The following is a 25,016-nucleotide window of genomic DNA, read 5'->3' as shown; positions in this document are numbered from 1 at the left end:
CGCAACCCCTACTTAATGAATCTTGACTGAACACTGCTTACTGAGGCGTTTTGGCCGGTAAGAGGTGTTCCTTGAACGGAAGATCAGCGGGTACGCTGATTCCGCTGGCCAGCCACTGACTGCTCCACCCCAAAATGAGGTTTTTGGACCAATCTGCAACCAATAGAAATTTTGGCACGAGTACCGACTCCTGCCACCACGAATCCTGCTGTACCGGCCCCAGGCTTAACAGCCCGACCGCCACAACCACCAGCAACGCACCCCGTGCGGCGCCGAAGGCCATGCCGAGAAATCGATCGGTCCCGGAGAGGCCGGTGACACGTATCAACTCGCCAATAAGATAATTGACCATTGCCCCCACCAGCAGCGTGGCGATGAACATGATGGCGCAGCCCGCGATGACGCGAGCCGAAGGTGTCTCGATGTATCCGGCCAGGTAGACAGACAGTGAACCACCGAACATCCAGGCTACGACTCCTGCGATGATCCAGGTCAGCAACGACAGTGCTTCTTTTACGAAGCCGCGGCTAAGACTGATCAAAGCGGAGATGGCGACGATTGCAACAATCGCCCAATCAACCCAGGTAAATGGCACGTTTGAGCCTACGGACGGATAAGGCGGCGCATTTTAGCAGAGCGTCGGGCTATCGGTAAGCGGTGATTGACGGCGCTTTGCAAATCAATAGTTTGTGACGAACCAGGCCTATTTCAACCCCCACCGCAAAACCAATGTGGGAGGGGGCTTGCTCCCGATGGCGCTGGAACAGTATCAGATGTGCTGACTGACCCACCGCTATCGGGGGCAAGCCCCCTCCCACATTTTGACCGCGTCGCCCTACTTAGCCGCGCTCAGGCTGGAACCGGGTCACGAACCCCTTGAGGTTCTGTTGGCGATCCAGCAAGTCCCGCAGGCGGTCTGCCTCGGCGCGCTCGATCAGCGGCCCGATAAATACCCGATTCTTGCCGTCGGCACTGCGGATATAGGCGTTGTAACCCTGGCTACGCAGCTTTTTCTGCAGGGCGTCGGCGCCTTCGCGATTGCCCAGGCTAGCCACCTGGATCGACCAACTGATCGGCAGGCCATTGGGGTCGATACGGCTCTGACCCACGTCCGGCTTGCCCGGTGCGGCAGGCTGGGGCGCGATCGGCTTGGCAGCAGGCACAGGCGCGGCAGGCTTGGCGGCCGCTACAGGCGCCGCCGGAGCCGGCTTGACCACCGGCACACTTGGCTGCACCGGCATCGACGGGGCTTGCTGCGCCGCCACCTCATCTTCGCTTGGCACCGGCTCTTCTTCAGGCAAGGCCTGCGGCTCGGGCACCACCACCGGCTCAACCTGCACCTGAGGCACCGCCGGTGCCTGCGGCGCCGCAGGGGCTTCAACCACTACCTGGCGCTGTTCGTCCTGGCGGGAAAACAGCATCGGCAGAAAAATCACCGCGAGCGCCACCAGAACCAGGGCTCCGACCATTCGCTGCTTGTATGCGCTATCCAGTAATGCCATGTGCAGCTTCCTCCGTGGAGCGCCGGGCCAACCACTCAAGCGCCTCGGCAACACAATAAAATGATCCGAACAACAGAATCTCGTCTTCGGCCGTTGCCACCGCACACTGCGCCTCGAGGGCCGCCGTCACGCTTGCATACGACGTCACGCACGCACCAAGGTTCTGCAAGGCCAGTTGCAACTCAGCCGCCGGCCGACTGCGCGGCGTATCCAGCGGCGCGACTGCCCAGGCCTGGACACTGCCCAGTAACGGCGCGACAACGCCATCCAGGTCCTTGTCAGCAAGCAAACCGAACACCGCAAGGCGCCTACCGATTGGCGGCGTGCGTGCCAGGCGTTTGGCCAAGTACTCGGCCGCATGCGGGTTGTGCCCCACGTCCAGCAGCAGGTTCAAGCGCTTGCCTTGCCATTCGAACTCACGACGATCCAGACGCCCCACTACGCGGGTTGCCAGCAAGGTCGCGGCAATCTGCTCGGCACTCCATGGCAGATCCAGTAGCAGATAGGCCTGCAGCGCGAGCGCCGCGTTTTCCATCGGCAAGTTCAACAGCGGCAGGTCACGCAGCTCTACGAGCTGGCCACGCGCATCACGCCCGCGCCACTGCCAATGCTGATCACCGATCTCAAGCGTGAATTCGCGGCCCCGCAGGAAGAATTCGCAACCTAACTCGCGCACCTTGTCCAGCAAGGGTTGCGGCGGGTCCAGATCCCCACAGAGTGCAGGCTTGCCTTGGCGGAAGATTCCGGCCTTTTCAAAGGCCACGGATTCGCGGGTGTCCCCCAGGTAGTCGGCATGATCCACGCCAATGCTGGTCACCAGCGCCAGGTCGGCATCCACCACGTTGACCGTGTCCAGGCGCCCACCCAGGCCCACTTCCAGAACCACCACATCCAGTTGCGCACGCTCGAACAGCCAGAACGCCGCCAGGGTGCCCATCTCGAAGTACGTCAGGGAAATTTCGCCGCGGCCGGCATCCAGTGCGGCAAAGGCTTCGCAGAGTTGCTCATCAGTGGCTTCGACGCCATTGAGTTGCACCCGCTCGTTGTAGCGCAGCAGGTGCGGCGAGCTGTACACGCCCACCTTGAGCCCTTGGGCTTGCAGCAGCGCAGCGACAAAGGCGCAGGTAGAGCCTTTGCCGTTGGTGCCGGTCACCGTGATCACGCGCGGTGCCGGCCGCCCCAACCCAAGGCGGGCCGCTACCTGTTGCGAGCGCTCCAGGCCCATGTCGATGGCGGACGGATGCAACTGCTCAAGGTAGGCGAGCCATTCGCCAAGGGTTCGTTGGGTCATAGGTTTGCAGGCACCGGCGGCACAACGATCGGCTCGACTTTAGGCGCGACGTACACAGGCGTCGGCAGACCGGTCATCTGCGCCAGCAGGCTACCCAGGCGCGGTCGCAGCTCGCCACGCGGGATGATCAGGTCGATTGCGCCGTGCTCCAGCAGGAACTCGCTGCGCTGGAAACCTTCAGGCAGCTTTTCACGCACGGTCTGTTCGATTACGCGCGGGCCGGCAAAGCCGATCAGGGCTTTTGGCTCGCCGACGATCACATCACCCAGCATCGCCAGGCTGGCGGAAACGCCACCGTAGACCGGGTCGGTCAGCACGGAGATGAACGGGATGCCTTCTTCGCGCAGACGCGCCAGTACCGCGGAGGTCTTGGCCATTTGCATCAGGGAGATCAGGGCTTCCTGCATACGCGCACCGCCAGAGGCGGCGAAGCAGATCATCGGGCAGCGGTTTTCCAGGGCGTAGTTGGCGGCACGCACAAAGCGCTCGCCGACGATGGCCCCCATGGAGCCGCCCATGAAGGAGAACTCGAACGCCGAGACAACGACCGGCATGCCCAGCAGCTTGCCGCTGACGGAAATCAGTGCGTCTTTCTCGCCGGTCTGCTTCTGGGCGCCGACCAGGCGGTCCTTGTACTTCTTGCTGTCGCGGAACTTGAGACGGTCAACCGGCTCCAGGTCTGCGCCCAGCTCGTTACGGCCATCGGCGTCGAGGAAGATGTCGATGCGCGCGCGAGCGCCAATACGCATGTGGTGGTTGCACTTGGGGCAAACATCCAGGGTCTTTTCCAGCTCGGGGCGGTACAGCACCGCGTCGCAGGATGGGCACTTGTGCCACAGACCTTCAGGAACCGAGCTTTTCTTCACCTCGGAACGCATGATCGAAGGGATCAGTTTGTCTACTAACCAGTTGCTCATGCTTTCTTTCTCCAGTACCGGTGGCTTGAACTCAGCCCCGCGTATGCCCTTGAGCTAAATTCATATGTGGCGATGAAGCGTGCAGGACGGGGTCAGACGTTCGACCAGCCATTTCCCGCATGCCTCCTCAGCCTTCCAGACAACCTGCCAGCGCAGGGTTGCCACTTCATTTCCGGTCCACCCACAGGCGGCGCCGGGCTGTTTTACACAGTGGTAGTTATGGACGGCGGCAGACTGCCAGCCGTCACATCCCGCCGCTGCTGTTGCGCACCGCCTGCAGGAATGCGCGAATCTTAGCGTGATCCTTGATGCCCTTGCTCTGCTCTACCCCGCCGCTGACGTCCACCGCATACGGCCGCACCTGCTGGATGGCCGCCGCGACATTCGCGGGGTTGAGCCCACCGGCCAGGATGATCGGCTTGCTCAGCCCCTCGGGTATCAGCGACCAGTCGAAGGCTTCACCGGTACCGCCGGGCACGCCTTCGACATAGGTGTCCAGCAGTACCCCGCGTGCGCCGGTGTAAGCGGCGCAGGCAGCAGCAATGTCGTCACCGGCCTTGACCCGCAACGCCTTGATATACGGGCGCTGGTAGCTTTCGCATTCGTCCGGGGTTTCGTCGCCGTGAAACTGCAGCATGTCCAGCGGTACGGCATCGAGGGTTTCGTTGAGTTCGCAGCGGCTGGCATTGACGAACAGGCCCACGGTCGTCACAAACGGCGGCAAGGCGGCGATGATCGCCCGCGCCTGCAACACGTTAACCGCTCGCGGGCTCTTGCTGTAAAACACCAAACCGATGGCATCCGCCCCCGCTTCGACCACCGCCAACGCGTCTTCTATGCGGGTAATGCCGCAAATCTTGCTGCGAACGGCTGACATGTCGTGAAAACCTCAGGGGTTGAACCGAGAAAGTCCCGGATGGTAACAAAAGCTTTTCCGGGCGTCAGCCGCCAAGTTCGCTGAAACCTGTGAGGAAGTGTGGCCCGATGAAACGCTCGGGCAGCTCGAACTCGTCGCGGTACTCCACATCCACCAGGTACAAGCCGAACGGATGCGCCGTCACCCCGCCCGTACGCCGCACCCGGCTTTCGAGTACTTCCCTGGCCCACTCCACCGGGCGCTCGCCGGTGCCGATGGTCATCAGCACACCGGCGATATTACGCACCATATGGTGCAGGAACGCCCCGGCGCGAATATCCAGCACGATCATCTTGCCGTGACGGGTCACACGCAGGTGGTGGACTTCCTTGATCGGCGACTTGGCCTGGCACTGACCCGCACGGAACGCACTGAAATCATGCACGCCGACCAGATGCTGCGCGGCCTCAGCCATACGTTCGGCGTCCAGCGGACGGTGGTTCCAGGTGATCTCTTCGTTAAGGTGTGCCGGGCGGATCTGGTCGTTGTAGATCACGTAGCGATAACGCCGGGCGATGGCCTTGAAGCGCGCATGAAAGTGCGCCGGCATGACCTTGGCCCAGCTAACACTGACGTCATGGGGCAAATTGATATTGGCGCCCATCACCCACGCCTTCATCGAGCGCTCGGCCTGGGTATCGAAGTGCACCACTTGGCCGCAAGCGTGCACGCCGGCGTCGGTTCGCCCGGCGCACATCAACGACACCGGTGAGTCGGCGACTTTCGACAACGCCTTCTCGAGGGTTTCCTGCACCGTCAGCACGCCCGACGCCTGGCGCTGCCAGCCGCGATAGCGCGAACCTTTGTATTCCACGCCCAGGGCGATGCGGTAAAAGCCTGCGGCCGCCATTTCGGCGGCCGCGTTATCTATATTTGCCAAGAACTGAGAGCCTGATGAGTTGCGCAAAGGCGGCCATTATAGAGGCGGCAACCGTGTGGCGCGCGCTTTTGTTAGGGATTGAGGCGCTGCACATGTGCAAAGGGGCCTGCTCCCGATCGCGGCTTGCCAGTCGATACATCGATGACTGGACTAGCCCTATCGGGAGCAAGCCCCCTCACACAGTGGATAGACGTAACCGGTCAAATGCGACCGAGCATTTCCTTGGCTTCGCCGCGCTGCAGCTCGTCACCTTCGGTGAGCACTTCCGAGAGGATATCCCGCGCACCGTCCGCGTCGCCCATGTCGATGTAGGCCTGGGCCAGGTCGAGCTTGGTGGCGACTTCATCCGTACCGGACAAAAAGTCGAACTCCGGCTCATCATCCCCCAGCGCCGCATCTTCAGCGGTGAAGGAAGGCTCGATGGAAGGATGCTCCAGGCTCTGCGACAAACGATCCAGCTCGGCGTTGACATCGTCCAGCTCCGAGGCAAATGCGTCAGGTTGAGGGGTCGCGTCAGGCTCATCGGCCAGGGACAAGTCAAAATCCTCCGGCAGATCGAAATCATCCGGCGCCCCAGGGGTGAGGGTCGGCGGCTCGACGGCCGGCACGTCCTTCATCTGATCCTCAAGGCCCGAGAGGAAGTCATCGTCCGACGGCGTGGAAGCCGGCGCGTCCAGCTGCAAGTCCAGGTCAAAGTCCGAATCCGGGTTGGCTTGGGCTGCGGTCTGTTCTTTCAGAAGCGATTCGAACGTCGTCTGATCGTCGTTCAGCACGGCCGGTGAAGCCGCTTCCAGGTCGTCCAGGCTCAAATCGAAATCGGTGTCGAGGGTATCCGGCTCTACAGCGGCTGGCTTGTCTTCCAGCAGATCCTTGACGTACTGAGCGTCGAGGGCGGCAGCAGCCACGGCGGCGCTGACGCCCGCAGCCAACACCGCCATCGCCGGGAAACGGCTCTTGAGTTGCTCGACCTGGGCGTGGTTTTCACCATTGGCCACCAGTTGGCGCTCCTGGGTGACAAAGCCGTCCTTGTCGTTTTGCAGGCCGTAGACTTCCATCAGCTTCAAGCGCAGGTCGCTGCGCTTGGGCTCATGCTTGATCGCTTGCTCCAGCACGTCCGCAGCCTGGTTCAGGTGACCACGGTCGACCAGGGACTGAGCCTGCGCCAGCGCATCGTTGGCGTTTTGCGGCGCCACGGCGACGGCCAGCGGTGCCAGCACGGAGGCCACGGTCGGTACCACCACCGCCGGTTCAACCACCGGCGCCGGTGCCGGCGCGGGAGCCGCGGCCAGCTTGACGTTCGGCGACGGTACTTCAAGGCCCTCGAAGCTGTCCGGCGGCAGGTCCTGATCAATATTGGAGGTAAACACCGGCTCTTCTGCCAGGGCGCGGGCCATGCGCAAGTGTTTTTCTTCCTCGCGACGGGCGTTGCGATGGCGCACCCACAACAGCAGGAGCAGCAGCACCAGCAGGCCGGCGGCGCCACCGACTACACCGAGCACGACCGGATTGGTCAGCAACTCGTTGAATTTATCCGGGGTGGCAGCCGGCGCAGCGTCCGGCTTGATCGGTTCAGGCGTCGGGGCTGCGGCAGGCGGCGTGGCCTCGGGCGCAGCCGGGTTGCTTGCAGGCGCACCCGCCAATTGAGCAGGCATCGCCGCCGTGGCCGGCGCCGCAGGGTCACCTTTCTCCGCCTGCAGGCGGGCCAACTGATCGTTTTTCAGTTGAATCAGCTTTTGCAGCTTATCCAACTGGCTCTGCAAGTCGGCCGCACGGCTTTTCAACTCAGCGTTGTCCCGGCGAGTGGTGTCCAGCTCTTCCTGGGTCATCGCCAGCTTGTCGCTCAACGCCTGACCGTCACCGGCCTTGCCCTGACCACCCTTCTTCGCCGCTTCGGCCGACACCAGGCTCAAGTTGTCCTTGGCGTTGGTGCTCGCTGGCGCGTTACCGGCCTGGGTGCGCCGGGTGGCGTCGAGTTGTTGCTTGCCTGCTGCCTGGTTGGTCGCCGAACGGCGGCCCTGACGCCAGGCAGCATTCTGCGCGGAGACTTCAGCAATCGCCTGGGGTTGCGGCAGGCTGGTTGCTTGCACGCGATCCGGAAGGCGCAGGACCTGACCGGTTTTGAGGCGGTTGATATTGCCGTCGATGAAAGCATCAGGATTAAGTGCCTGGATCGCCAGCATCGTTTGCTGAACGGAGGCCCCGTTGCGATTTTTTTCAGCAATTTCCCACAAGGTATCCCGAGCGGTCGTGGTGTGCTGAGCAGCTTTGCTGACAGCAGGCGCTGTGCTGGCAGGCGCACTCAAACGCGGCGACGGTGCACTGGCGGCGGGCGCCGACGCCGGCTGATCAAACTTGGCCGGGTCGAGCAGTACGCTGTAGTCACGCATCAGGCGGCCATTGGGCCATTGCACCTGCAACAGGAAACGCACGTAGGAATCAGGCAACGGCTTGCTGGAAGTGACGCGCACCACGCTGCGGCCATTGGGGTTGACCACCGGCGTGAACGTCAGGTCGTTGAGAAACGCCTGGCGATCCACACCTGCATCCACAAATGCCTGGGACGACGCCAGGCTTGGCGTGATCTCGGCAGCCGTGAGGCCACCGACATCGAGCAATTCGATTTCCACCGACAACGGTTGGTTCAACTTCGACTTGAGGGTCATCTCCCCCAGCTGCAGCGCCTGCGCCATACCGGAGGACAGCGCCGAGGCGGCCGCTATTGCTAACACCAGTTTGCGAACTTGAACCATAGCCTCATCCTTTGTCTGAACACTCCCCGGCCTGCGAGAAGGTTGGTAACCGCTGCCATAAGGCATGGCGAGCCGATAGGTCACCGACGCGCTTCTGTTCCGCTTGGGCCAAGCATAGCGCCTGGCTAGAATCAATCTACAAATTGCCGCCAAGTATCTTTTACGCAAGGCCTTTTATCAACAACTGCGCCAGTTGCACCGCATTCAGTGCCGCACCTTTGCGTACGTTATCTGACGTCAGCCACAGATTTAGTTCCGCCGGGTCATCCACACCCGCGCGCACCCGCCCAACATAGACTACATCCTGGCCGACCGCATCGCCCACGGCCGTTGGGTAGTCGCCCTCTTCCACGAGTTCGATGCCGGGTGCCGCCTCGAGAATACGATTGACCGCCGCCAGGTCGACCGGCTGGCCCAATTGCAACGACACCGTCAGGCTATCGCCAAAAAACACCGGGGCTTGAACGCAAGTAGCGGAAATTTTCAGCAAAGGAGTTTCCAGCACCGCACGCAGTTCGTGTATCAGACGTTTCTCCAGAACGGTGTGGCCTTGTGCATCTGGCGTGCCGACCTGTGCCAGCAGGTTGAAGGCCATCTGCCGATCGAAAAACTGTGGCTCCAACGGACGCACATTCAGCAGCTCTGCGGTTTGCCGTGCCAACTCGCTGACGGCTTCACGGCCTTGGGCAGACACTGCCAGGTTGGCGGTGACGTTGACGCGCTGGATGTCGAGCACCCCACGCAAGGGCGCCAGCACCACCGCCAGGTTGGTCGCGGACGGGCTTGGGCTGCTGAGCTGGAAGGGCTTTTTCAGGCCGTCGAGCACGTGTGCATTGGCCTCCGGCACGACGTGGGGCGCCTGCTCGGCGGGCAAGGCGCCGGACAAGTCGATCACCGCGCAACCTGCCGCCGTGGCGCGCGGCGCGAAGCTCAGGGTCACGGCCGGGCCAGCGGCGAAGAAGGCCAGCTGGACTTTGCTGAAGTCGAACTCATCGACTTCCTTGACTCGCACGTTCTTGCCGCGAAACGGCACCGAGGCGCCGGCGGAATTGCTTCCAGCCAGCAGGTACAGGGTGCCCACCGGAAACGCCAGCTCTTCGAGAATCTGCACCAGGGTTTCACCAACGGTGCCGGTGGCGCCGATCACGGCGATTTCAAAGGTCTGGGTCATGGGGGCTGCCTCGGGCATTGCGGGGGGAGCGGCACTTTACCGGGTGGTTGGGGGTGAGGCAATTGGCCTGGGGTTTGTGGTGGGGCTGATGGCCTCATCGGGAGCAAACCCCCTCCCACATTTTGATTTGTGAACACAGCCAAATGTGGGAGCGGGCTTGCTCGCGAAGAGGCCCTGAAAAGCAACAAAAAACCCGCGCCTGTCACCAGAGCGCGGGTTTCTTGTTGCCGGCAGCGATTAACGCTCGAGCAGGATCCGCAACATGCGACGCAGCGGCTCGGCCGCGCCCCACAGCAGTTGGTCGCCCACGGTGAACGCACCGAGGAACTGACTGCCCATGTTCAGCTTGCGCAGACGGCCAACCGGTACATTCAGGGTGCCGGTAACCTTGGTCGGGCTCAGCTCCTGCATGCTGATGTCGCGGTTGTTCGGCACCAGCTTGACCCATGGGTTGTGCTGGCTGATCAGCCCTTCGATATCAGCGATCGGCACGTCTTTGTTGAGCTTGATGGTCAGCGCCTGGCTGTGGCAACGCATGGCGCCGATGCGCACGCAGATACCGTCGACCGGGATCGGGCTTTTGAAGCGGCCGAGGATCTTGTTGGTTTCAGCCTGGGCCTTCCACTCTTCACGGCTCTGGCCGTTCGGCAGCTCTTTGTCGATCCACGGGATCAGGCTACCGGCCAATGGCACGCCGAAGTTCTCGGTCGGGTACGCATCGCTGCGCATGGCTTCGGCCACGCGGCGGTCGATGTCGAGGATCGCGCTGGCCGGGTCAGCCAGTTGATCGGCCACGGCGGCGTGGGTTGCGCCCATCTGCTTGATCAGTTCGCGCATGTTCTGCGCGCCGGCGCCGGAGGCCGCCTGATAGGTCATCGCGCTCATCCACTCCACCAAGCCGGCTTCGAACAAGCCGCCCAGGCCCATCAGCATCAGGCTGACGGTGCAGTTGCCGCCGACGTAGTTCTTGGTGCCGGCATCCAGCTGCTGGTCGATGACCTTGCGGTTGACCGGGTCGAGGATGATCACCGCGTCGTCCTGCATGCGCAGGCTGGAGGCGGCATCGATCCAGTAACCCTGCCAGCCGGCTTCGCGCAGCTTGGGGAAGACTTCGCTGGTGTAGTCGCCACCCTGACAGGTCAGAATCACATCGAGGGTTTTCAGCTCTTCGATGTTGTAGGCGTCCTTGAGCGGGGCAATATCCTTGCCCACGGACGGCCCTTGGCCACCCACGTTCGAAGTGGTGAAAAACACCGGCTCAATAAGATCGAAATCCTGCTCTTCCAGCATCCGCTGCATGAGCACGGAACCGACCATACCGCGCCAACCGATCAGACCTACACGTTTCATCGCAACTACACCTTGTTAAAAAGTGGGCCGCCTTGCAGCAACATCTGCAAGCGGGCCCGAGAGATTACAGATTCCGCAACGCGGCGACTACTGCGTCGCCCATTTCTTGCGTACCGACTTTGGTGCAACCTTGTGACCAGATGTCACCGGTGCGCAGGCCCTGGTCCAGCACCAGGCTCACGGCCTTCTCGATCGCGTCCGCCGCGTCGCTCAGGTTGAAGCTGTAACGCAGCATCATCGACACCGACAAAATCGTCGCCAACGGGTTGGCAATGCCCTGGCCCGCGATGTCCGGCGCCGAACCGTGGCAAGGCTCGTACATGCCCTTGTTGTTGGTGTCCAGCGACGCCGACGGCAGCATGCCGATGGAGCCGGTGAGCATCGAGGCCTGGTCGGACAGGATGTCGCCGAACAGGTTGTCGGTGACGATCACGTCGAACTGCTTGGGCGCGCGCACCAGTTGCATGGCGGCGTTGTCGACGTACATGTGGCTCAATTCGACGTCCGGGTAGTCCTTGGCGACTTCTTCGACGATCTCGCGCCACAGTTGGCTGGAGGCCAGTACGTTGGCTTTATCGACCGAGCAGACCTTTTTACCGCGCACACGGGCCATGTCGAAACCGACACGGGCAATACGGCGGATTTCGCTCTCGCTGTACGGCAGGGTGTCGTAAGCCTGGCGCTCGCCATTTTCCAACTCACGCACGCCGCGTGGCGAGCCGAAGTAGATACCGCCGGTCAGCTCGCGCACGATCAGGATATCCAGGCCCGCCACCACTTCCGGCTTGAGGCTCGACGCGTCGGCCAGTTGCGGGTAGAGGATCGCCGGGCGCAGGTTGCCGAACAGGCCCAGTTGCGCACGGATTTTCAGCAGGCCGCGCTCGGGGCGGATGTCACGCTCGATCTTGTCCCACTTAGGGCCACCCACGGCGCCGAGCAGCACGGCGTCGGCCGCGCGGGCGCGGTCCAGGGTTTCGTCGGCCAGCGGCACGCCGTGCTTGTCAATGGCGGCGCCGCCGATCACGTCGTGGCTCAGTTCAAAGCCCAGGCTGTACTTGCTGTTGGCCAATTCCAGGACCTTGACCGCCTCGGCCATGATTTCCGGACCAATACCGTCGCCAGGGAGAATCAGAATCTGCTTGCTCATGCGTTCCTCATTTCATCAAGCGACCCGCCCGTGGGCAGGTCGGGAAAAATCAATCAGCGCTCGGCGAACACCACCAGCACGTCGGTGCTGAAGGTGCCGTCGGCTTGAATTTCGTAGTAATCGCGCACTTCCTGGCCCATCGCCTTTTGCAGCTCAAGGATCGCGGCGCGCAATACCTCTGGCGTGCGCATGCGTTCGACCCACGAGGTGTATTCCAGGCGCAGGCGCTGGCGGCTGCTGGTGCGCACATGCAAGCCGGACTCGCTGAGCTGTTGCATCCACTCGGCGGCGCAGTAATCACGCACGTGGCTGGTGTCGCGCAGCACTTCGACGGTTTGCAGGTAAGTGTCCAACAACGGGCTGCCCGGTGACAACACATCAACGAATGCCGCCACGCCACCCGGCTTGAGCACTCGGCGCACTTCACGCAGGGCCAGGCCGAGGTCGCTCCAGTGGTGGGCCGAGTAGCGGCTGAACACGAAGTCGAACTCGCCATCGGCGAACGGCAGGCGTTCGGCCGCGCCGTTTACAGTGCTGATGTTGCTGAAGCCGCGATCCTGCGCAGCGGCCGCCACCACATCGAGCATCTGCTGGGACAGGTCGTAGGCCACCACTTCTTTCACCAGTGGTGCTACGTGAAAGCTGACATGCCCGGCACCGCAGCCCAGGTCCAGCAGTCGCGCATTGCCCTGTCCGGCCAGTTCGGCCTGCAGCAGCGCGAATTCGGTGCCTTGGGCGTGCACGGCACTGCTCAGGTAGGCCGAGGCTTGCTCGCCGAATTGTTTTTGCACGACGTGGGTGTGGGCGGTGGTGGTCATGGGTGTTCCTCACTGGACCTTGTGGTGTTTGTTCTGGCCCTATCGGGAGCAAGCCCCCTCCAACAGTTGATCGCATTTCAACTGTGGGAGGGGGCTTGCTCCCGATGGCGGCGCCCCTGCTTACATCAAATCAGGCATCGCGAAACAACCACGGCTGGCTCGCCCGGTGCTTGGCTTCAAATGCTGCAATCGCATCGCCGTCCTGCAAGGTCAGGCCGATATCATCCAGGCCGTTGATCAGGCAGTGCTTACGGAAGGCGTCCACTTCAAAGTGATACACCTTGCCGTCCGGACGGGTCACGGTTTGCGCGGCCAGGTCGACGGTCAGTTGGTAGCCCTCTTGGGCTTCCACCTGCTGGAACAATTCGTCGACTTCTTCGTCGGTCAAGATGATCGGCAACAGGCCGTTCTTGAAGCTGTTGTTGAAGAAGATGTCGGCATAGCTCGGCGCGATAATGCTGCGAAAGCCGTATTCTTCCAGGGCCCACGGTGCGTGCTCACGGCTGGAGCCGCAGCCGAAGTTTTCCCGCGCCAGCAACACGCTGGCGCCCTGGTAACGCTCGGCGTTGAGCACGAAGTCCTTGTTCAACGGGCGCTTGGAGTTGTCCTGGTAGGCGTAGCCCACGTCCAGGTAGCGCCATTCGTCGAACAGGTTCGGGCCGAAACCGGTGCGCTTGATCGACTTCAAAAACTGCTTGGGGATGATCTGGTCAGTGTCGACGTTGGCACGGTCCAACGGCGCGACAAGACCTGTGTGTTGGGTAAAAGCTCTCATCGGGTATTCCTCAGATCAATTCGCGAACGTCGATGAAACGACCGTTGACGGCAGCCGCAGCGGCCATGGCCGGGCTGACCAGGTGGGTACGCCCGCCGGCGCCCTGACGCCCTTCGAAGTTACGGTTGGAGGTGGACGCGCAGTGCTCGCCCGACTCCAAACGGTCCGGGTTCATCGCCAGGCACATCGAGCAGCCCGGCTCGCGCCATTCAAAACCGGCTTCGAGGAAGATTTTGTCCAGGCCTTCGGCTTCGGCTTGCGCTTTGACCAGGCCCGAACCCGGCACCACGATGGCTTGCTTGATGGTCGAGGCGACTTTGCGGCCCTTGGCGATCACCGCCGCAGCACGCAGGTCTTCGATCCGCGAGTTGGTGCAGGAGCCGATGAAGACGCGATCCAGCTGGATGTCGGTGATCGCCTGGTTGGCCTGCAAACCCATGTACTTCAAGGCGCGCTCGATGGAACCGCGCTTGACCAGGTCGGTTTCCTTGGCCGGGTCCGGGACGTTCTGGTCGACGGCCAGAACCATTTCCGGCGAGGTGCCCCAGCTGACTTGCGGCTTGATCTGGGCAGCGTCCAGTTCAACCACGGTGTCGAACACCGCATCGGCGTCGGAGACCAGGTCTTTCCAGGCTTCAACGGCGGCGTCCCAGTCAGCACCGGCAGGTGCAAATGGACGGCCCTTGACGTATTCAACGGTTTTTTCGTCCGCGGCCACCATGCCCACGCGGGCACCGGCTTCGATGGACATGTTGCAGATGGTCATGCGGCCTTCGATGGACAGGTCGCGAATCGCGCTGCCGGCAAACTCGATGGCATGGCCGTTACCGCCGGCGGTGCCGATCTTGCCGATCACGGCGAGCACGATGTCTTTAGCGGTCACGCCGAACGGCAACGTGCCTTCGACCTTGACCAACATGTTCTTCATCTTTTTGGCGACCAGGCACTGGGTGGCGAACACATGTTCGACCTCGGAGGTGCCGATGCCATGGGCCAGAGCGCCAAATGCGCCGTGGGTAGAGGTATGGGAGTCGCCGCAAACCACGGTCATGCCCGGCAAGGTCGCGCCCTGCTCCGGGCCGATCACGTGCACGATGCCTTGACGCACGTCATTCATCTTGAATTCGGTGATGCCATATTCGTCGCAATAGTCGTCGAGGGTCTGTACCTGCAAACGCGAAACGGTGTCGACAATCGCGTCGATACCGCCCTTGCGCTCCGGCGTGGTCGGCACGTTGTGGTCCGGCGTGGCGATGATCGAGTCGACGCGCCAAGGCTTGCGCCCGGCCAGTCGCAGGCCTTCGAACGCTTGAGGCGAGGTCACTTCATGGATGATGTGACGGTCGATATAGATCAGCGACGAGCCATCATCGCGCCGTTTCACTTCATGGGAATCCCAAAGCTTGTCGTAAAGCGTTTTGCCGGCCATCAGTCGGTCCTCATCAGCGGTGTTTCTGTATGCCGGGCTTTTCAATAACCCTTTGGCTTGTGAGGCTGATGGTATGGCGCTACATTAAATAACTCAAATTCATATTTTTTATGCTTTGGATTACCAACTGGAATACCACAATGGACTTGGCCAACCTCAATGCCTTTATTGCCATCGCCGAGACAGGCAGCTTCTCCGGCGCCGGTGAGCGCCTGCACCTGACCCAACCGGCCATCAGCAAACGCATCGCGGGTCTGGAGCAACAATTGAAGGTGCGTTTGTTCGACCGCCTGGGCCGTGAGGTCGGCTTGACCGAGGCCGGGCGGGCCCTGCTGCCGCGTGCTTATCAGATCCTCAACGTGCTGGACGATACGCGCCGCGCCCTGACCAACCTGACCGGCGAGGTCAGTGGCCGCCTGACTCTGGCCACCAGCCACCATATCGGCCTGCACCGTCTACCGCCGGTGTTGCGCACGTTTACCCGCGAATACCCCAACGTGGCGCTGGATATTCAGTTCCTCGATTCGGAAGTGGCCTACGAAGAAATCCTCCATGGCCGCGCTGAAGTGGCGGTGATCACCCTGGCGCCCGAGCCCCACAACCTGGTGCGTGCCACGCCGGTGTGGGATGACCCGCTGGATTTCGTGGTGGCGCCGGAGCACAGCCTGATCAGCAATGGCAATGTCAGCCTGGCCGATATTGCCGGCCACCCGGCGGTTTTCCCGGGGGGCAACACCTTTACCCACCATATTGTCAGCCGACTGTTCGAGGCCCAGGGCCTCACGCCGAACATCGCGATGAGCACTAACTACCTGGAAACTATCAAGATGATGGTGTCCATCGGCCTGGCCTGGAGCGTGTTGCCGCGCACCATGCTCGATGATCAGGTGGCAAGTATCGCTTTGCCGGGCATACAGCTCAGTCGCCAGCTAGGCTATATCGTGCACACCGAAAGGACGCTGTCGAACGCTGCGCGGGCTTTCATGAGCCTATTGGATGCACAGGTCGATCTGCCAGGGATACCGGCATGAAGCTGTGCGGCCTCAAGGTCTGAACCAGACCGCGCCGAACGCCCATTGAGCGAAGGCCCTTTGATAATGCGCAACCCCGTCGATTCCGTGCCACCCCTGCCCCGTATTTACGCCCTTGACCCTCAAGAGGCGGAGCAAAGCTGGGACAGCGCGCCGCAACTGCTGGCAGCCCTCAACGCTGCCCGGCTGGGCGCGTGGTGCTGGGAAATCGATACCGGCAGGATAAGCTGGTCCCGGGGCACCCAGGCGCTGTTCGGCTTCGATCCACGCCAACCGCTGCCCAAAGACCTGGATTATCTTGATTTGCTTGCGCAGCAAGATCGCGCCCGCGTGGTGCGGGCCTTTCACGCGGTGCTGGCGGGCGAGCCGTTCGAGCAGGCCATGCATCACCATATCCAGTGGCCGGACGGCACCCATCATTGGCTGGAGATCAACGGCAGCCTGGCGCCGGACAAGGCAGGTCGGCGCCGCATGATCGGCGTGATCCGCGAGACGACCCGACAGCGCGAGCGCGAGCACGCCCTCAGCCACTCCGAAAAACGCTTCGCCACGCTGTTTCACCTGTGCCCCAACATGGTCTTGCTGACGCGACAGTCCGACGGCCTGATCAGCGAAGCCAACCAGTATTTTGAGATGCTCTTCGGCTGGCCGTTGGCCGATGCCATTGGCCGCACCACGCTGGACCTGGGCCTGTGGCGCCACCCCGAGCAGCGCGCGCAACTGGTCAAGGCCACGCAGCGCAAGGGCCAGCCCATCACCATGGAGGTGCAGTTCTGCGCCAGTAACGGGCAGATCCACGACGGCACCCTCAGCGCGCAAAAGGTCGAGCTTGACGGCCAGGCCTATCTGCTCAGCACGTTCCTCGACACCACCGAACGCAAAAACGCCGAGCAAGCGCTCAAAGACAGCCAGGAGCGCCTTGACCTGGCACTGGACTCCGCGCAGCTGGGCACCTGGGACTGGCACATCCCCAGCGGCATGCTCTACGGCTCGGCCCGCGCCGCGCAATTGCATGGCTTGCCGCCCGAGCCCTTCCATGAGTCCTTCGATGCGTTCTTTGAGGGCATGCCCAGGACAGAACGGGAAAACATGCGCAACGCCTATCGCACCTTGCGCGAAGGCCCGGCCGGTAACTACCAACTGACTTACCGCGTGCAACTCGAAGATGGCAGCTCGCGCTACCTCGAAAGCCGTGCCCGCCTCTATCGCGACGACCAGGGCGCGCCGCTGCGCATGGCCGGGACCCTGCTGGACATCACCGACCAGGTCGAGCGCGAACAACGCCTGAGCGCCTCCGAGGAGAAATTCGCCAGCCTGTTCCAGGCCAGCCCGGACCCGATCTGCGTCACCAGGCTGGACAGCGGCGCATTCATCGAGATCAACCCCGCCTTTACCCAGATCTTCGGCTGGACCGCCGCCGAAGTGATCGACAAAAGCGTCGAGCAGATCGGCCTGTGGGACGAATCGAGTAAACGCCTGCAACGCATCGAACAGGTCATTCGCGAGCAGGCGCTCAGCAATGTGGCCATCGTGGTGCACCATAAGGATGGCCAGGCGCTGACCTGCATGATTTCCAGCCGCCTGATCAAGGTGGGTGACCAGCCGTGCATCGTCACTACCCTGCGCGATATCACTCAGCAACAGCGCTCGGAGGCCGCGCTGAAGGCCAGCGAAGAGAAATTCGCCAAGGCCTTCCACTCGAGCCCCGACGCGATTTCCATCACCGAGCGCGACACCGGCCGCTATGTGGAGGTCAACGATGGCTTCTGCCGCCTGACCGGCTACCGCGCCGACGAAGCCATCGGGTTGACGCTGTACCAGATCGGGATCTGGGCCGATGAAAACCAGCGCGCCGCGCTCCTGGCCGAGCTGCAGATCAAGGGCCGCATTCATCACCTGGAAATGCTCTGGCACAACAAACGTGGCGAATTGCTCGCGGTGGAAGTCTCGGTCGAACCGATCACCCTCAATGAAACCCCGTGCCTGCTGCTGACCGCGCGGGATGTGAGCCTGCTTAAAAACGCCCAGGCACAGATCCGCCACCTGGCTTATCACGACCCACTGACCAACCTGCCCAACCGCGCCCTGCTGATGGACCGCTTGAGCCAGCAGATCGCGCTGCTCAAGCGACACAACCTGCGCGGCGCGCTACTGTTCCTGGACCTGGACCACTTCAAGCACATCAACGACTCCCTCGGGCACCCGGTGGGCGACAGCGTGCTGAAAATCGTCACTGCACGCCTGGAAGCCAGCGTGCGCATGGAGGACACCGTGGCGCGCCTGGGCGGCGACGAATTCGTGGTACTGCTCAGCGGCCTGGACGGCACGCGCATGGAGGTCAGCGCCCAGGTGCAGGAACTGGCCGACACCCTGCGCGAACTCCTCTCGGAGCCGATGTTCCTCGACGGCCACCGCTTGCAGGTCACACCGAGCATTGGCGTAGCGCTGATTCCCGACCATGGCTCGACCCCTGCGGACCTGCTCAAGCGCGCCGACATCGCCCTGTACCGCGCCAAGGATTCGGGGCGCAACACCACGCAGATGTTCCACAACAGCATGCAAAAAACCGCCAGTGAACGCCTGCGCATGGAAACCGACCTGCGCCTGGCCTTGTCACGCGGGGAGTTCAGCGTGCATTACCAGCCCCAGGTGGATGCACGCGGCAACATTATCGTTGGCGCCGAGGCCCTGGTGCGCTGGCAACACCCGCAACTGGGCGCGCAGTCGCCGACCGAATTCATCAAGGTGCTGGAGGACAGCGGGCTGATTCTGGAAGTCGGCACCTGGATCCTCGACGAAGCCTGCGCCACCTTTGCCGAATTGATCGCCGACGGCCTGGTGGACCCGCTGAACTTCAGCCTGTGCGTCAATATCAGCCCCCGGCAGTTTCGCCAGAACGACTTTGTCGAGCGGGTGGAGCGCAGTCTGCGTGCGCACCAATTGCCGTTTAGCTTGTTGAAGCTGGAGATCACCGAGGGCATCGTGATTCAAAACCTCGACGACACCATCAGCAAAATGCGTCGCTTGAAAAAGCTCGGCATCAGTTTTGCCATGGATGATTTTGGCACCGGGTATTCGTCACTGACCTACCTCAAACGTCTGCCGGTGGATGCGTTGAAGATCGACCAGTCGTTTGTCCGTGATGCCACCCACGACCCGAACGACGCGGAAATCATCCGCGCCATCGTGGCCATGGCCCGCAGCCTGAACCTTGAGGTGATTGCCGAAGGCGTTGAAACCCTGGAACAGCTGGCGTTTTTACAGGGGCTTGGCTGCCATTTGTATCAAGGCTACCTGCACAGCCGCCCTCTGCCGGTGGAGGGTTTCAGGCGGCTGCTGTTATGACGCGCCCACCAGCTTGATTGCGCGGTAGCCGGTGTTTTTCCATTCCGACGCCGCCAGTGACCATTTGGAGCCATAGAAATCCAGGTTGCCGTTTACTACCGCGACCGAATGCTCAGTGCTTGCCAGGGTGCCTAGCGCACCGTCGGCCAATTCCTGCGCGGTACTTGGCCGTGTGTAGGCATACAGCCCCAGGCGTCGAAAGGCTTCACCCGGGAACTCGCCATCATTGAGCGTGCCCATCGCTGCTTCAAAGCTCCCTTTGGCGCGGAACTCGTTGTTCTCCCGCTGGGCGCGCTTTGCACTCACTGCGTAGAGGAAATTGGCGTCCTTGATCAGGTTCTTGTCAGCCCCCTTGAGGTTTGAAGCCTGTTCAGCCTTTTGCAGCTCTTTAAAGGTCAAATGCAGTGAGTGACCGTCACGCATGGTTACCTTATAGCCACTGGCAGTCTTGCGGATATTTCTATAGATACCGGACGGGTTCTGCCCGAACTTCATCATGGCGGCCTTGATCGCCGAGACGGTCACACAATTCCCCTCGACGCCCTGATAGAAACCGCCCCAGATATCGCCAGGCTTGACGCCCACCGGCACGCTGGACACGCTGGCGCTGCCAGGCTCAACCCAACGCTCATCATCTGCACTCTCCTCACCCGCCAGCATGTAACCGTAGTGGTGCCCCAGCGGCTCCTGCCTCTGGTGATCATGCTTGACCCCCTCCAGCACCAGCGCTGAGCCAAAGTTGCGAACGCCCACTACGCCAACCGCGTCCTTGCCGCGCATCTCATTGGATTCGACATACCGCATAAAACCAACCATGCCCATGCCATTGAGGAGTCGCTGGGGAGTTTCGCCTTCCCGCGTACGGGTCAGCACCGCCTCAAAGCTGTTGCTCTTCGAGGCGCGCGTGCCTTCAAGCTGCTTGCGCTTGACGAACGCGGCAAAGATGAAGCTGGCGTTTTGAATAGCGCCCCGGTCATTGCCAACGAACCCTGAGGCTCGCGCGGCGCGCTGCAACTCATCCTGAGTCAGATGGAGCTTGAATTCGTCCTTCATGATCACGTTATAGCCACCTGCAACCGGCGTTACTCGATCAAATACATCAGCGGGGCTTTGGCCAAACCTGAGCATCATCATCTTGATCACCGCAGCGTGAGTGCTGACATCAAAATGCTCACCAAAGCGACGCTCCGCAGCGTTGAAGGCATTGATAATAGCCTTGGGTTTTTCACCTTTTTTGCCAACGGGGAAATATTCCTCACCTCGGGTGGCCGAAAAACCAACTAACGCGGTTTGAGGAAACCGCGTAGCGTTGGTTTTGTTCACAGGCACAACACTGCCTGAAACCGAACTCATCATTTCATTACCCACCTGCACAATTGATAAGCGACCCCCGATATAAAACGAGGGCAAGACACACTGATGATCGACTGACAACTTACTATCGCGCATTACGTGAACGCGATTGCATCGCCCCGTACCGGAATTTTCCCTCTCCTCCCGTAATACTCTTCAACACCGTTAATCACCACCGCCGAGTGATTACCGCAATTGACAACACCCAACTCACCACGCGCAAGTTCACTCACAGGAACACGCTTGATATAGCGCCCCAACCCCAGCCTGAGTAGCGCTTCCCCAGGCTTGTTTTCATCTTCATCCTCACCTTCATTCAAGCTATAAATGGCAAACCCGAAACCCCTTCGCGCGTAACCATCATTATTTTCCAGTTGAGCTCGTTTGGCACTTACCGCAAACAAGAAATGCGCATCCTTGAGCACTTCTTTATCTCGGCTGACAAACCTGGACGCTCGCGCAGCCTGCGCTAACTCCCCACGACTTACATGCAGCGAGTAGCCGTCGCGCATGACCACTCGATAGCCGTTACCCTCTTTGCTAACGCCCTGAAAAATATCCGTGGGGCTTTGCCCAAACTTGAGCATGGCGGCCTTGATCGCCGCCACCGTCACACAATTGCCAGTAGGCCCCTGGCGGAACCCAACCCAGCAATGATCCGGTTGGGCGCCATTGCGCTTGCTCGACAGATCTGCAAGAGCGCCTGGCTGCGGTAACACCTGCTGCAAACTCGCCATAAGCTCGCTGAGCCTTAGCGAAAACGTATTGAGTAAGGTCGCCAAGTCCGCTTGGGTGCCACCCCACAACGAAGACAGGCCGCCATAGGTTGAGGCATTTACGTGACGCGAACTACTTTCAAGGGTAAGTGCAGCACGCGCATCAAGCGCGTGATAGCTGCGGCTTACAGCGGATGCAGAATTAATTGCCAGTCCGGACATACATTCACCTTTTTAAAGTACCCCCCTGCATCGTCAGCCAAGGGGGCAACTTCATCAGCCCATGCTCTGAAAAGACCTGCCGAACTTACGCCCGCGCCCGGTGATCCGTATTCGCGCCCCAGGCGTTGTCGAACCGGTTCCGGCTGCGGTTAAGAAAAACATGATCCAAAGAGTCATCGGCAGGCCCGGGGGAGGTCAGTTTCAACTTGGGGCTGCTGCCAGGCGTGACCTCGGGTTGCACGTCACCAGGCTTGGTGTCCGCCTCAAGGTTTTTCGGGGTCCGGGAGATCTTCACCGTTTCGCCATCAACCTCTGGCGTGTCCGGCTTATTTACCACCACGGACGGCTGCCCATCGACCTCCGGCTTTTCAGGCGTATTCAGCGCCAACGGCGTCTGGCCATCCACTTGGGTTTTTTCCGGGGTATTCAGCACCAGCGGCGGCTGGCCATCGACCTCGGGCTTGTCCGGGGTGCTCAGCACCAACGACGTCTGACCATCAACTTTGGATGTGTCCGGGGTGTTCAGCACCAACGACGTCTGGCCATCAACTTTGGATGTGTCCGGAGTGTTCAGCACCAACGACGTCTGGCCATCGACTTTGGATGTGTCCGGAGTGTTCAGCACCAACGATGTCTGACCATCGACTTTGGATATGTCCGGAGTGTTCAGCACCGACGATGTCTGGCCATCGACTTTGGATGTGTCCGGGGTGTTCAGCACCAGCGATGTCTGGCCATCGACTTTGGGTTTGTCTGGGGTGTTCAGCACCAACGATGTCTGGCCATCAACTTTGGATGTGTCCGGAGTGTTCAGCAGCAACGATGTCTGGCCGTCGACCGTTGAGGTGTCACGAATAACATTTACTTCAGGATGAGCGTGATCGCAGTTAATCACCTGAACCGTCATGTTAATTCCAGCGGTCTGACTATTCTGCAACTCCTTAGCCAACAGAGTGTCTGGCACTTCGCGAGTCAGCGTTTTGGTCAACATGCCCGCCTCCGGGCGGTTCTCGGCGTCATTGCCGGGGTTCTCCATTGACTCAGGTTCGGCGTTTTGCGCCGGCTTGGGCATCACAGCAGCGTCCGCAAGGGCTTTGGACGCAATATCCTTGAGCAATTGCACGCCGGTATTCGCCTTTGGATCTGCGTCCGCCTGCTCAGGCGTTTTTTCAGCGGTTCCTGCAACCACGCTTGAGCCCGGGTTGGCCTGCGGCGTCACTTTAGGCAACACGCCCGCCTCAGGCATTGGTTGGGGTATCGCGCCTTGGCGGGTGAACATGTTTCGCATAGCCTTGAAGAGCGATTCCAACATATCAAAAATCTGATTAAGAACCGCCGTGTTCATAGTAGCGTGATCGTCTTTCGACCCTGCATCATGATCAAGCAGTGGCATATCGGTAATACCATTAGACACCAGCGGATCATGCACTTTATCAACCACAGGTTTGTCTTGACCCTGTAATGGGTAGTTATGATTCATGGGCATGAAATTATTAATTGGCAGATTAGACATGTAGTTACCTTATTCTGCGTTGCTCCACGTCGGCACGCGACCGGAGAAACTGTCGATATGATTGGAATTTTAAAACACGTATGAGTGCTTACACTCCCCTCTTTCGTGGATTACCAGGACTTTAAGTTCCGACTTTTCCAATTCACATTAGGAAACCAATAGGAATCGAGGGAAAACTCCTTATAGACACTCACGAAAAACCGTGAGCGCTTGCCTCTCCAATACAAATAACGAAGACACAAAGGGCAACAGTCGTCATCCATGACACTTGATGACATCATCAAACACTAACAACGCGCCTCAACTATGCTAGTTACTACGCGCGCAAACACTTTGTCTTAAATAACAAAATCAACGGACATGAAAAAGGGCGCTTGAAGCGCCCTGGACTTTAAAACGGATAGATAGCTGATATTACGGCATCACCGCTTCGTGCTGCGGCTGGCTCACCCCAAGCAAATGCCCTACCTGCGCCAAATCAGTTTCGCGGCGCATTGCGCTGAATAACTCCACCGCCTCCGGATAGTTACGGGTCAGCATCGCCAGCCATTGCTTCAACCGGCCAGGCGCCTGACGCTCAGTCAACTGCTCCACGCACTGACGCCAGAACGCTTGAAGCAGCGGCTGCATCTGCGCCCAGGTCATTTCCACCACATCTTCACCTGCACGGGCGGCGGCAATCTGCCGAGCCAGGTCCGGACGCGCCACCAGGCCGCGACCGAGCATGATGTCTTCGACGCCGCTGATTTCCCGACAGCGCCGCCAGTCTTCGACGCTCCAGATATCACCATTGGCGAATACCGGCACCTTGACCACGTCCTGCACACGCGGGATCCACTCCCAATGCGCCGGTGGCTTATAGCCATCGGTCTTGGTGCGCGCGTGCACCACGATATGCGCCGCGCCGCCTTCGGCCAGGGCGGTGGCGCACACCAGCGCGCCGTCCGGGCTGTCGAAGCCCAGGCGCATCTTGGCGGTGACCGGGATATGCGCCGGCACCGCACGGCGTACGTGCTCGACGATCTGGTTGAGCAGCTCCGGCTCCTTGAGCAGCACCGCGCCGCCACGGGACTTGTTGACGGTCTTGGCCGGGCAGCCGAAGTTCAGGTCGATGACCTGGGAGCCCAATTCACAGGCCAAGGCGGCGTTTTCCGCCAGGCATACCGGGTCGGAGCCGAGCAATTGCACGCGCAGAGGTACGCCCGCAGCAGTATGCGCACCGTGCAGCAACTCTGGAGCGAGCTTGTGGAAATAGGCCGGGGTCAGCAGGCGGTCATTGACGCGAATGAACTCGGTCACGCACCAGTCGATACCGCCCACGCGGGTCAGCACGTCGCGCAGGATGTTGTCGACCAACCCCTCCATGGGCGCCAAAGCAATTTGCATGGAAAACACTCAACAAAAATCGTGGCGCAGTTTACTGGTTTTCCTCGGGCAACCGTTAACCCCCTGTCAGGGCGGGGCCATAACCGTCGAGAAACTCGGCAGGCATGCGCTTTGGCTTGCCGCTGGACAGTTCGATGCAGACAAAGGTGGTTTGGGCCCGCAGCAGGGTCACGCCATCACGCGGGCGTACCAGCTGAAAACGACGGGTCATTTTCAGGCGCTGGTCCCAGTCGACGATCCAGGTGGCCAGTTGCAACTCGTCGCCTTCGTAGCCCGCCGCCAGATAGTCGATTTCATGGCGCACCACGGCCATGGCGCGATCCAGGCGGCGATATTCGGTGAGGTCCAGGCCCAGACGCTGGGAGTGCCGCCAGGCGCAGCGTTCCAGCCAGGACACGTAGACCGCATTGTTGGCGTGCCCGAGGCCGTCGATGTCTTCAGGCGCAACCTGCAGATCGATGATGAACGGCGTTGCCAAATCCCAGCCCATGCGGTGCTCCCAGT

At 60.9% G+C, this 25,016-nt stretch carries 20 protein-coding genes; 2 read left to right on the top strand and 18 right to left on the bottom strand.

The window, feature by feature from the left end; translation table 11 throughout:
* Positions 1–37: 37 nt before the first annotated feature.
* From GIW02_RS11290 to leuC, 13 genes are all read right to left on the bottom strand, one after another.
* Positions 38–595, bottom strand: a complete 558-nt coding sequence (locus tag GIW02_RS11290) for a CvpA family protein (RefSeq protein ID WP_003192538.1) — start codon at positions 593–595, stop codon at positions 38–40.
* 244 nt (positions 596–839) lie between these two features.
* Positions 840–1,502, bottom strand: coding sequence for an SPOR domain-containing protein (locus GIW02_RS11285; RefSeq protein WP_236419089.1), 663 nt, complete (start codon positions 1,500–1,502; stop codon positions 840–842).
* Positions 1,486–2,793 (bottom strand): bifunctional tetrahydrofolate synthase/dihydrofolate synthase, encoded by a 1,308-nt coding sequence (gene folC / locus GIW02_RS11280; RefSeq protein ID WP_236419088.1) that lies wholly within the window; start codon positions 2,791–2,793, stop codon positions 1,486–1,488. Before folC ends, GIW02_RS11285 begins: the two co-directional genes overlap by 17 nt.
* Positions 2,790–3,710: an acetyl-CoA carboxylase, carboxyltransferase subunit beta gene (gene accD / locus GIW02_RS11275; protein WP_236419086.1), complete on the bottom strand. Its 921-nt coding sequence runs from the start codon at positions 3,708–3,710 to the stop codon at positions 2,790–2,792. Before accD ends, folC begins: the two co-directional genes overlap by 4 nt.
* A gap of 244 nt (positions 3,711–3,954) precedes the next feature.
* Positions 3,955–4,587 carry a phosphoribosylanthranilate isomerase gene (locus GIW02_RS11270; protein WP_236419083.1) on the bottom strand — a complete coding sequence of 211 codons (633 nt, stop codon included), beginning with the start codon at positions 4,585–4,587 and terminating at the stop codon, positions 3,955–3,957.
* A gap of 64 nt (positions 4,588–4,651) precedes the next feature.
* The gene (gene truA / locus GIW02_RS11265) at positions 4,652–5,476 is read right to left on the bottom strand and encodes a tRNA pseudouridine(38-40) synthase TruA (RefSeq protein ID WP_020372639.1); all 825 of its coding nucleotides are present in this window, start codon (positions 5,474–5,476) and stop codon (positions 4,652–4,654) included.
* A 230-nt stretch (positions 5,477–5,706) separates the two neighbouring features.
* Positions 5,707–8,256: a FimV/HubP family polar landmark protein gene (locus GIW02_RS11260; protein ID WP_236421867.1), complete on the bottom strand. Its 2,550-nt coding sequence runs from the start codon at positions 8,254–8,256 to the stop codon at positions 5,707–5,709.
* Between the two features lie 160 nt (positions 8,257–8,416).
* A complete protein-coding gene (locus GIW02_RS11255; protein WP_236419995.1) occupies positions 8,417–9,427 on the bottom strand; it encodes an aspartate-semialdehyde dehydrogenase in 1,011 nt (336 codons plus the stop codon).
* Positions 9,428–9,664: 237 nt separating this feature from the next.
* Positions 9,665–10,777, bottom strand: a complete 1,113-nt coding sequence (asd, locus tag GIW02_RS11250; RefSeq protein ID WP_185704102.1) for an aspartate-semialdehyde dehydrogenase — start codon at positions 10,775–10,777, stop codon at positions 9,665–9,667.
* Between the two features lie 64 nt (positions 10,778–10,841).
* Complete coding sequence (leuB, locus tag GIW02_RS11245; protein WP_017530190.1) at positions 10,842–11,924, bottom strand: 3-isopropylmalate dehydrogenase; 1,083 nt, start codon at positions 11,922–11,924, stop codon at positions 10,842–10,844.
* A 53-nt stretch (positions 11,925–11,977) separates the two neighbouring features.
* Entirely contained in the window at positions 11,978–12,742 is a 765-nt protein-coding gene (locus tag GIW02_RS11240) for a class I SAM-dependent methyltransferase (RefSeq protein WP_236419554.1), read from the bottom strand.
* Positions 12,743–12,872: 130 nt separating this feature from the next.
* The gene (gene leuD, locus GIW02_RS11235) at positions 12,873–13,517 is read right to left on the bottom strand and encodes a 3-isopropylmalate dehydratase small subunit (RefSeq protein WP_236419552.1); all 645 of its coding nucleotides are present in this window, start codon (positions 13,515–13,517) and stop codon (positions 12,873–12,875) included.
* A 10-nt stretch (positions 13,518–13,527) separates the two neighbouring features.
* Positions 13,528–14,946 (bottom strand): 3-isopropylmalate dehydratase large subunit, encoded by a 1,419-nt coding sequence (leuC, locus tag GIW02_RS11230; protein WP_058419749.1) that lies wholly within the window; start codon positions 14,944–14,946, stop codon positions 13,528–13,530.
* Between the two features lie 140 nt (positions 14,947–15,086).
* On the opposite strand from leuC, the gene GIW02_RS11225 reads away from it, so the two are divergent.
* Together GIW02_RS11225 and GIW02_RS11220 are read left to right on the top strand one after the other, a co-directional pair.
* The gene (locus GIW02_RS11225) at positions 15,087–15,977 is read left to right on the top strand and encodes a LysR family transcriptional regulator (protein WP_236419240.1); all 891 of its coding nucleotides are present in this window, start codon (positions 15,087–15,089) and stop codon (positions 15,975–15,977) included.
* 66 nt (positions 15,978–16,043) lie between these two features.
* Positions 16,044–19,322 carry an EAL domain-containing protein gene (locus tag GIW02_RS11220; protein ID WP_236419238.1) on the top strand — a complete coding sequence of 1,093 codons (3,279 nt, stop codon included), beginning with the start codon at positions 16,044–16,046 and terminating at the stop codon, positions 19,320–19,322.
* Here the strand turns inward: GIW02_RS11220 and GIW02_RS11215 are convergent.
* From GIW02_RS11215 to GIW02_RS11195, 5 genes are all read right to left on the bottom strand, one after another.
* Positions 19,317–20,651 (bottom strand): hypothetical protein, encoded by a 1,335-nt coding sequence (locus tag GIW02_RS11215; protein WP_236419237.1) that lies wholly within the window; start codon positions 20,649–20,651, stop codon positions 19,317–19,319. The genes GIW02_RS11220 and GIW02_RS11215 overlap by 6 nt on opposite strands.
* Positions 20,652–20,770: 119 nt before the next feature.
* On the bottom strand, positions 20,771–21,613 hold the full coding sequence (locus tag GIW02_RS11210; RefSeq protein WP_236421866.1) for a hypothetical protein: 843 nt from the start codon (positions 21,611–21,613) through the stop codon (positions 20,771–20,773).
* Positions 21,614–21,698: 85 nt separating this feature from the next.
* A complete protein-coding gene (locus GIW02_RS11205; RefSeq protein ID WP_236418927.1) occupies positions 21,699–23,126 on the bottom strand; it encodes a hypothetical protein in 1,428 nt (475 codons plus the stop codon).
* 414 nt (positions 23,127–23,540) lie between these two features.
* Positions 23,541–24,512 carry a tRNA-dihydrouridine synthase gene (locus tag GIW02_RS11200; RefSeq protein ID WP_236418924.1) on the bottom strand — a complete coding sequence of 324 codons (972 nt, stop codon included), beginning with the start codon at positions 24,510–24,512 and terminating at the stop codon, positions 23,541–23,543.
* A gap of 55 nt (positions 24,513–24,567) precedes the next feature.
* Positions 24,568–25,002, bottom strand: a complete 435-nt coding sequence (locus tag GIW02_RS11195) for an acyl-CoA thioesterase (RefSeq protein WP_116626400.1) — start codon at positions 25,000–25,002, stop codon at positions 24,568–24,570.
* Positions 25,003–25,016 lie beyond the last annotated feature (14 nt).

It is taken from the genome of Pseudomonas syringae, from assembly GCF_021606685.1.
GTDB classification, from domain to species: Bacteria; Pseudomonadota; Gammaproteobacteria; order Pseudomonadales; family Pseudomonadaceae; genus Aquipseudomonas; species Aquipseudomonas syringae_R.
Note: the sequence above shows the minus strand (reverse complement) of the source record. Positions and strands in the feature narration are given on the sequence as shown.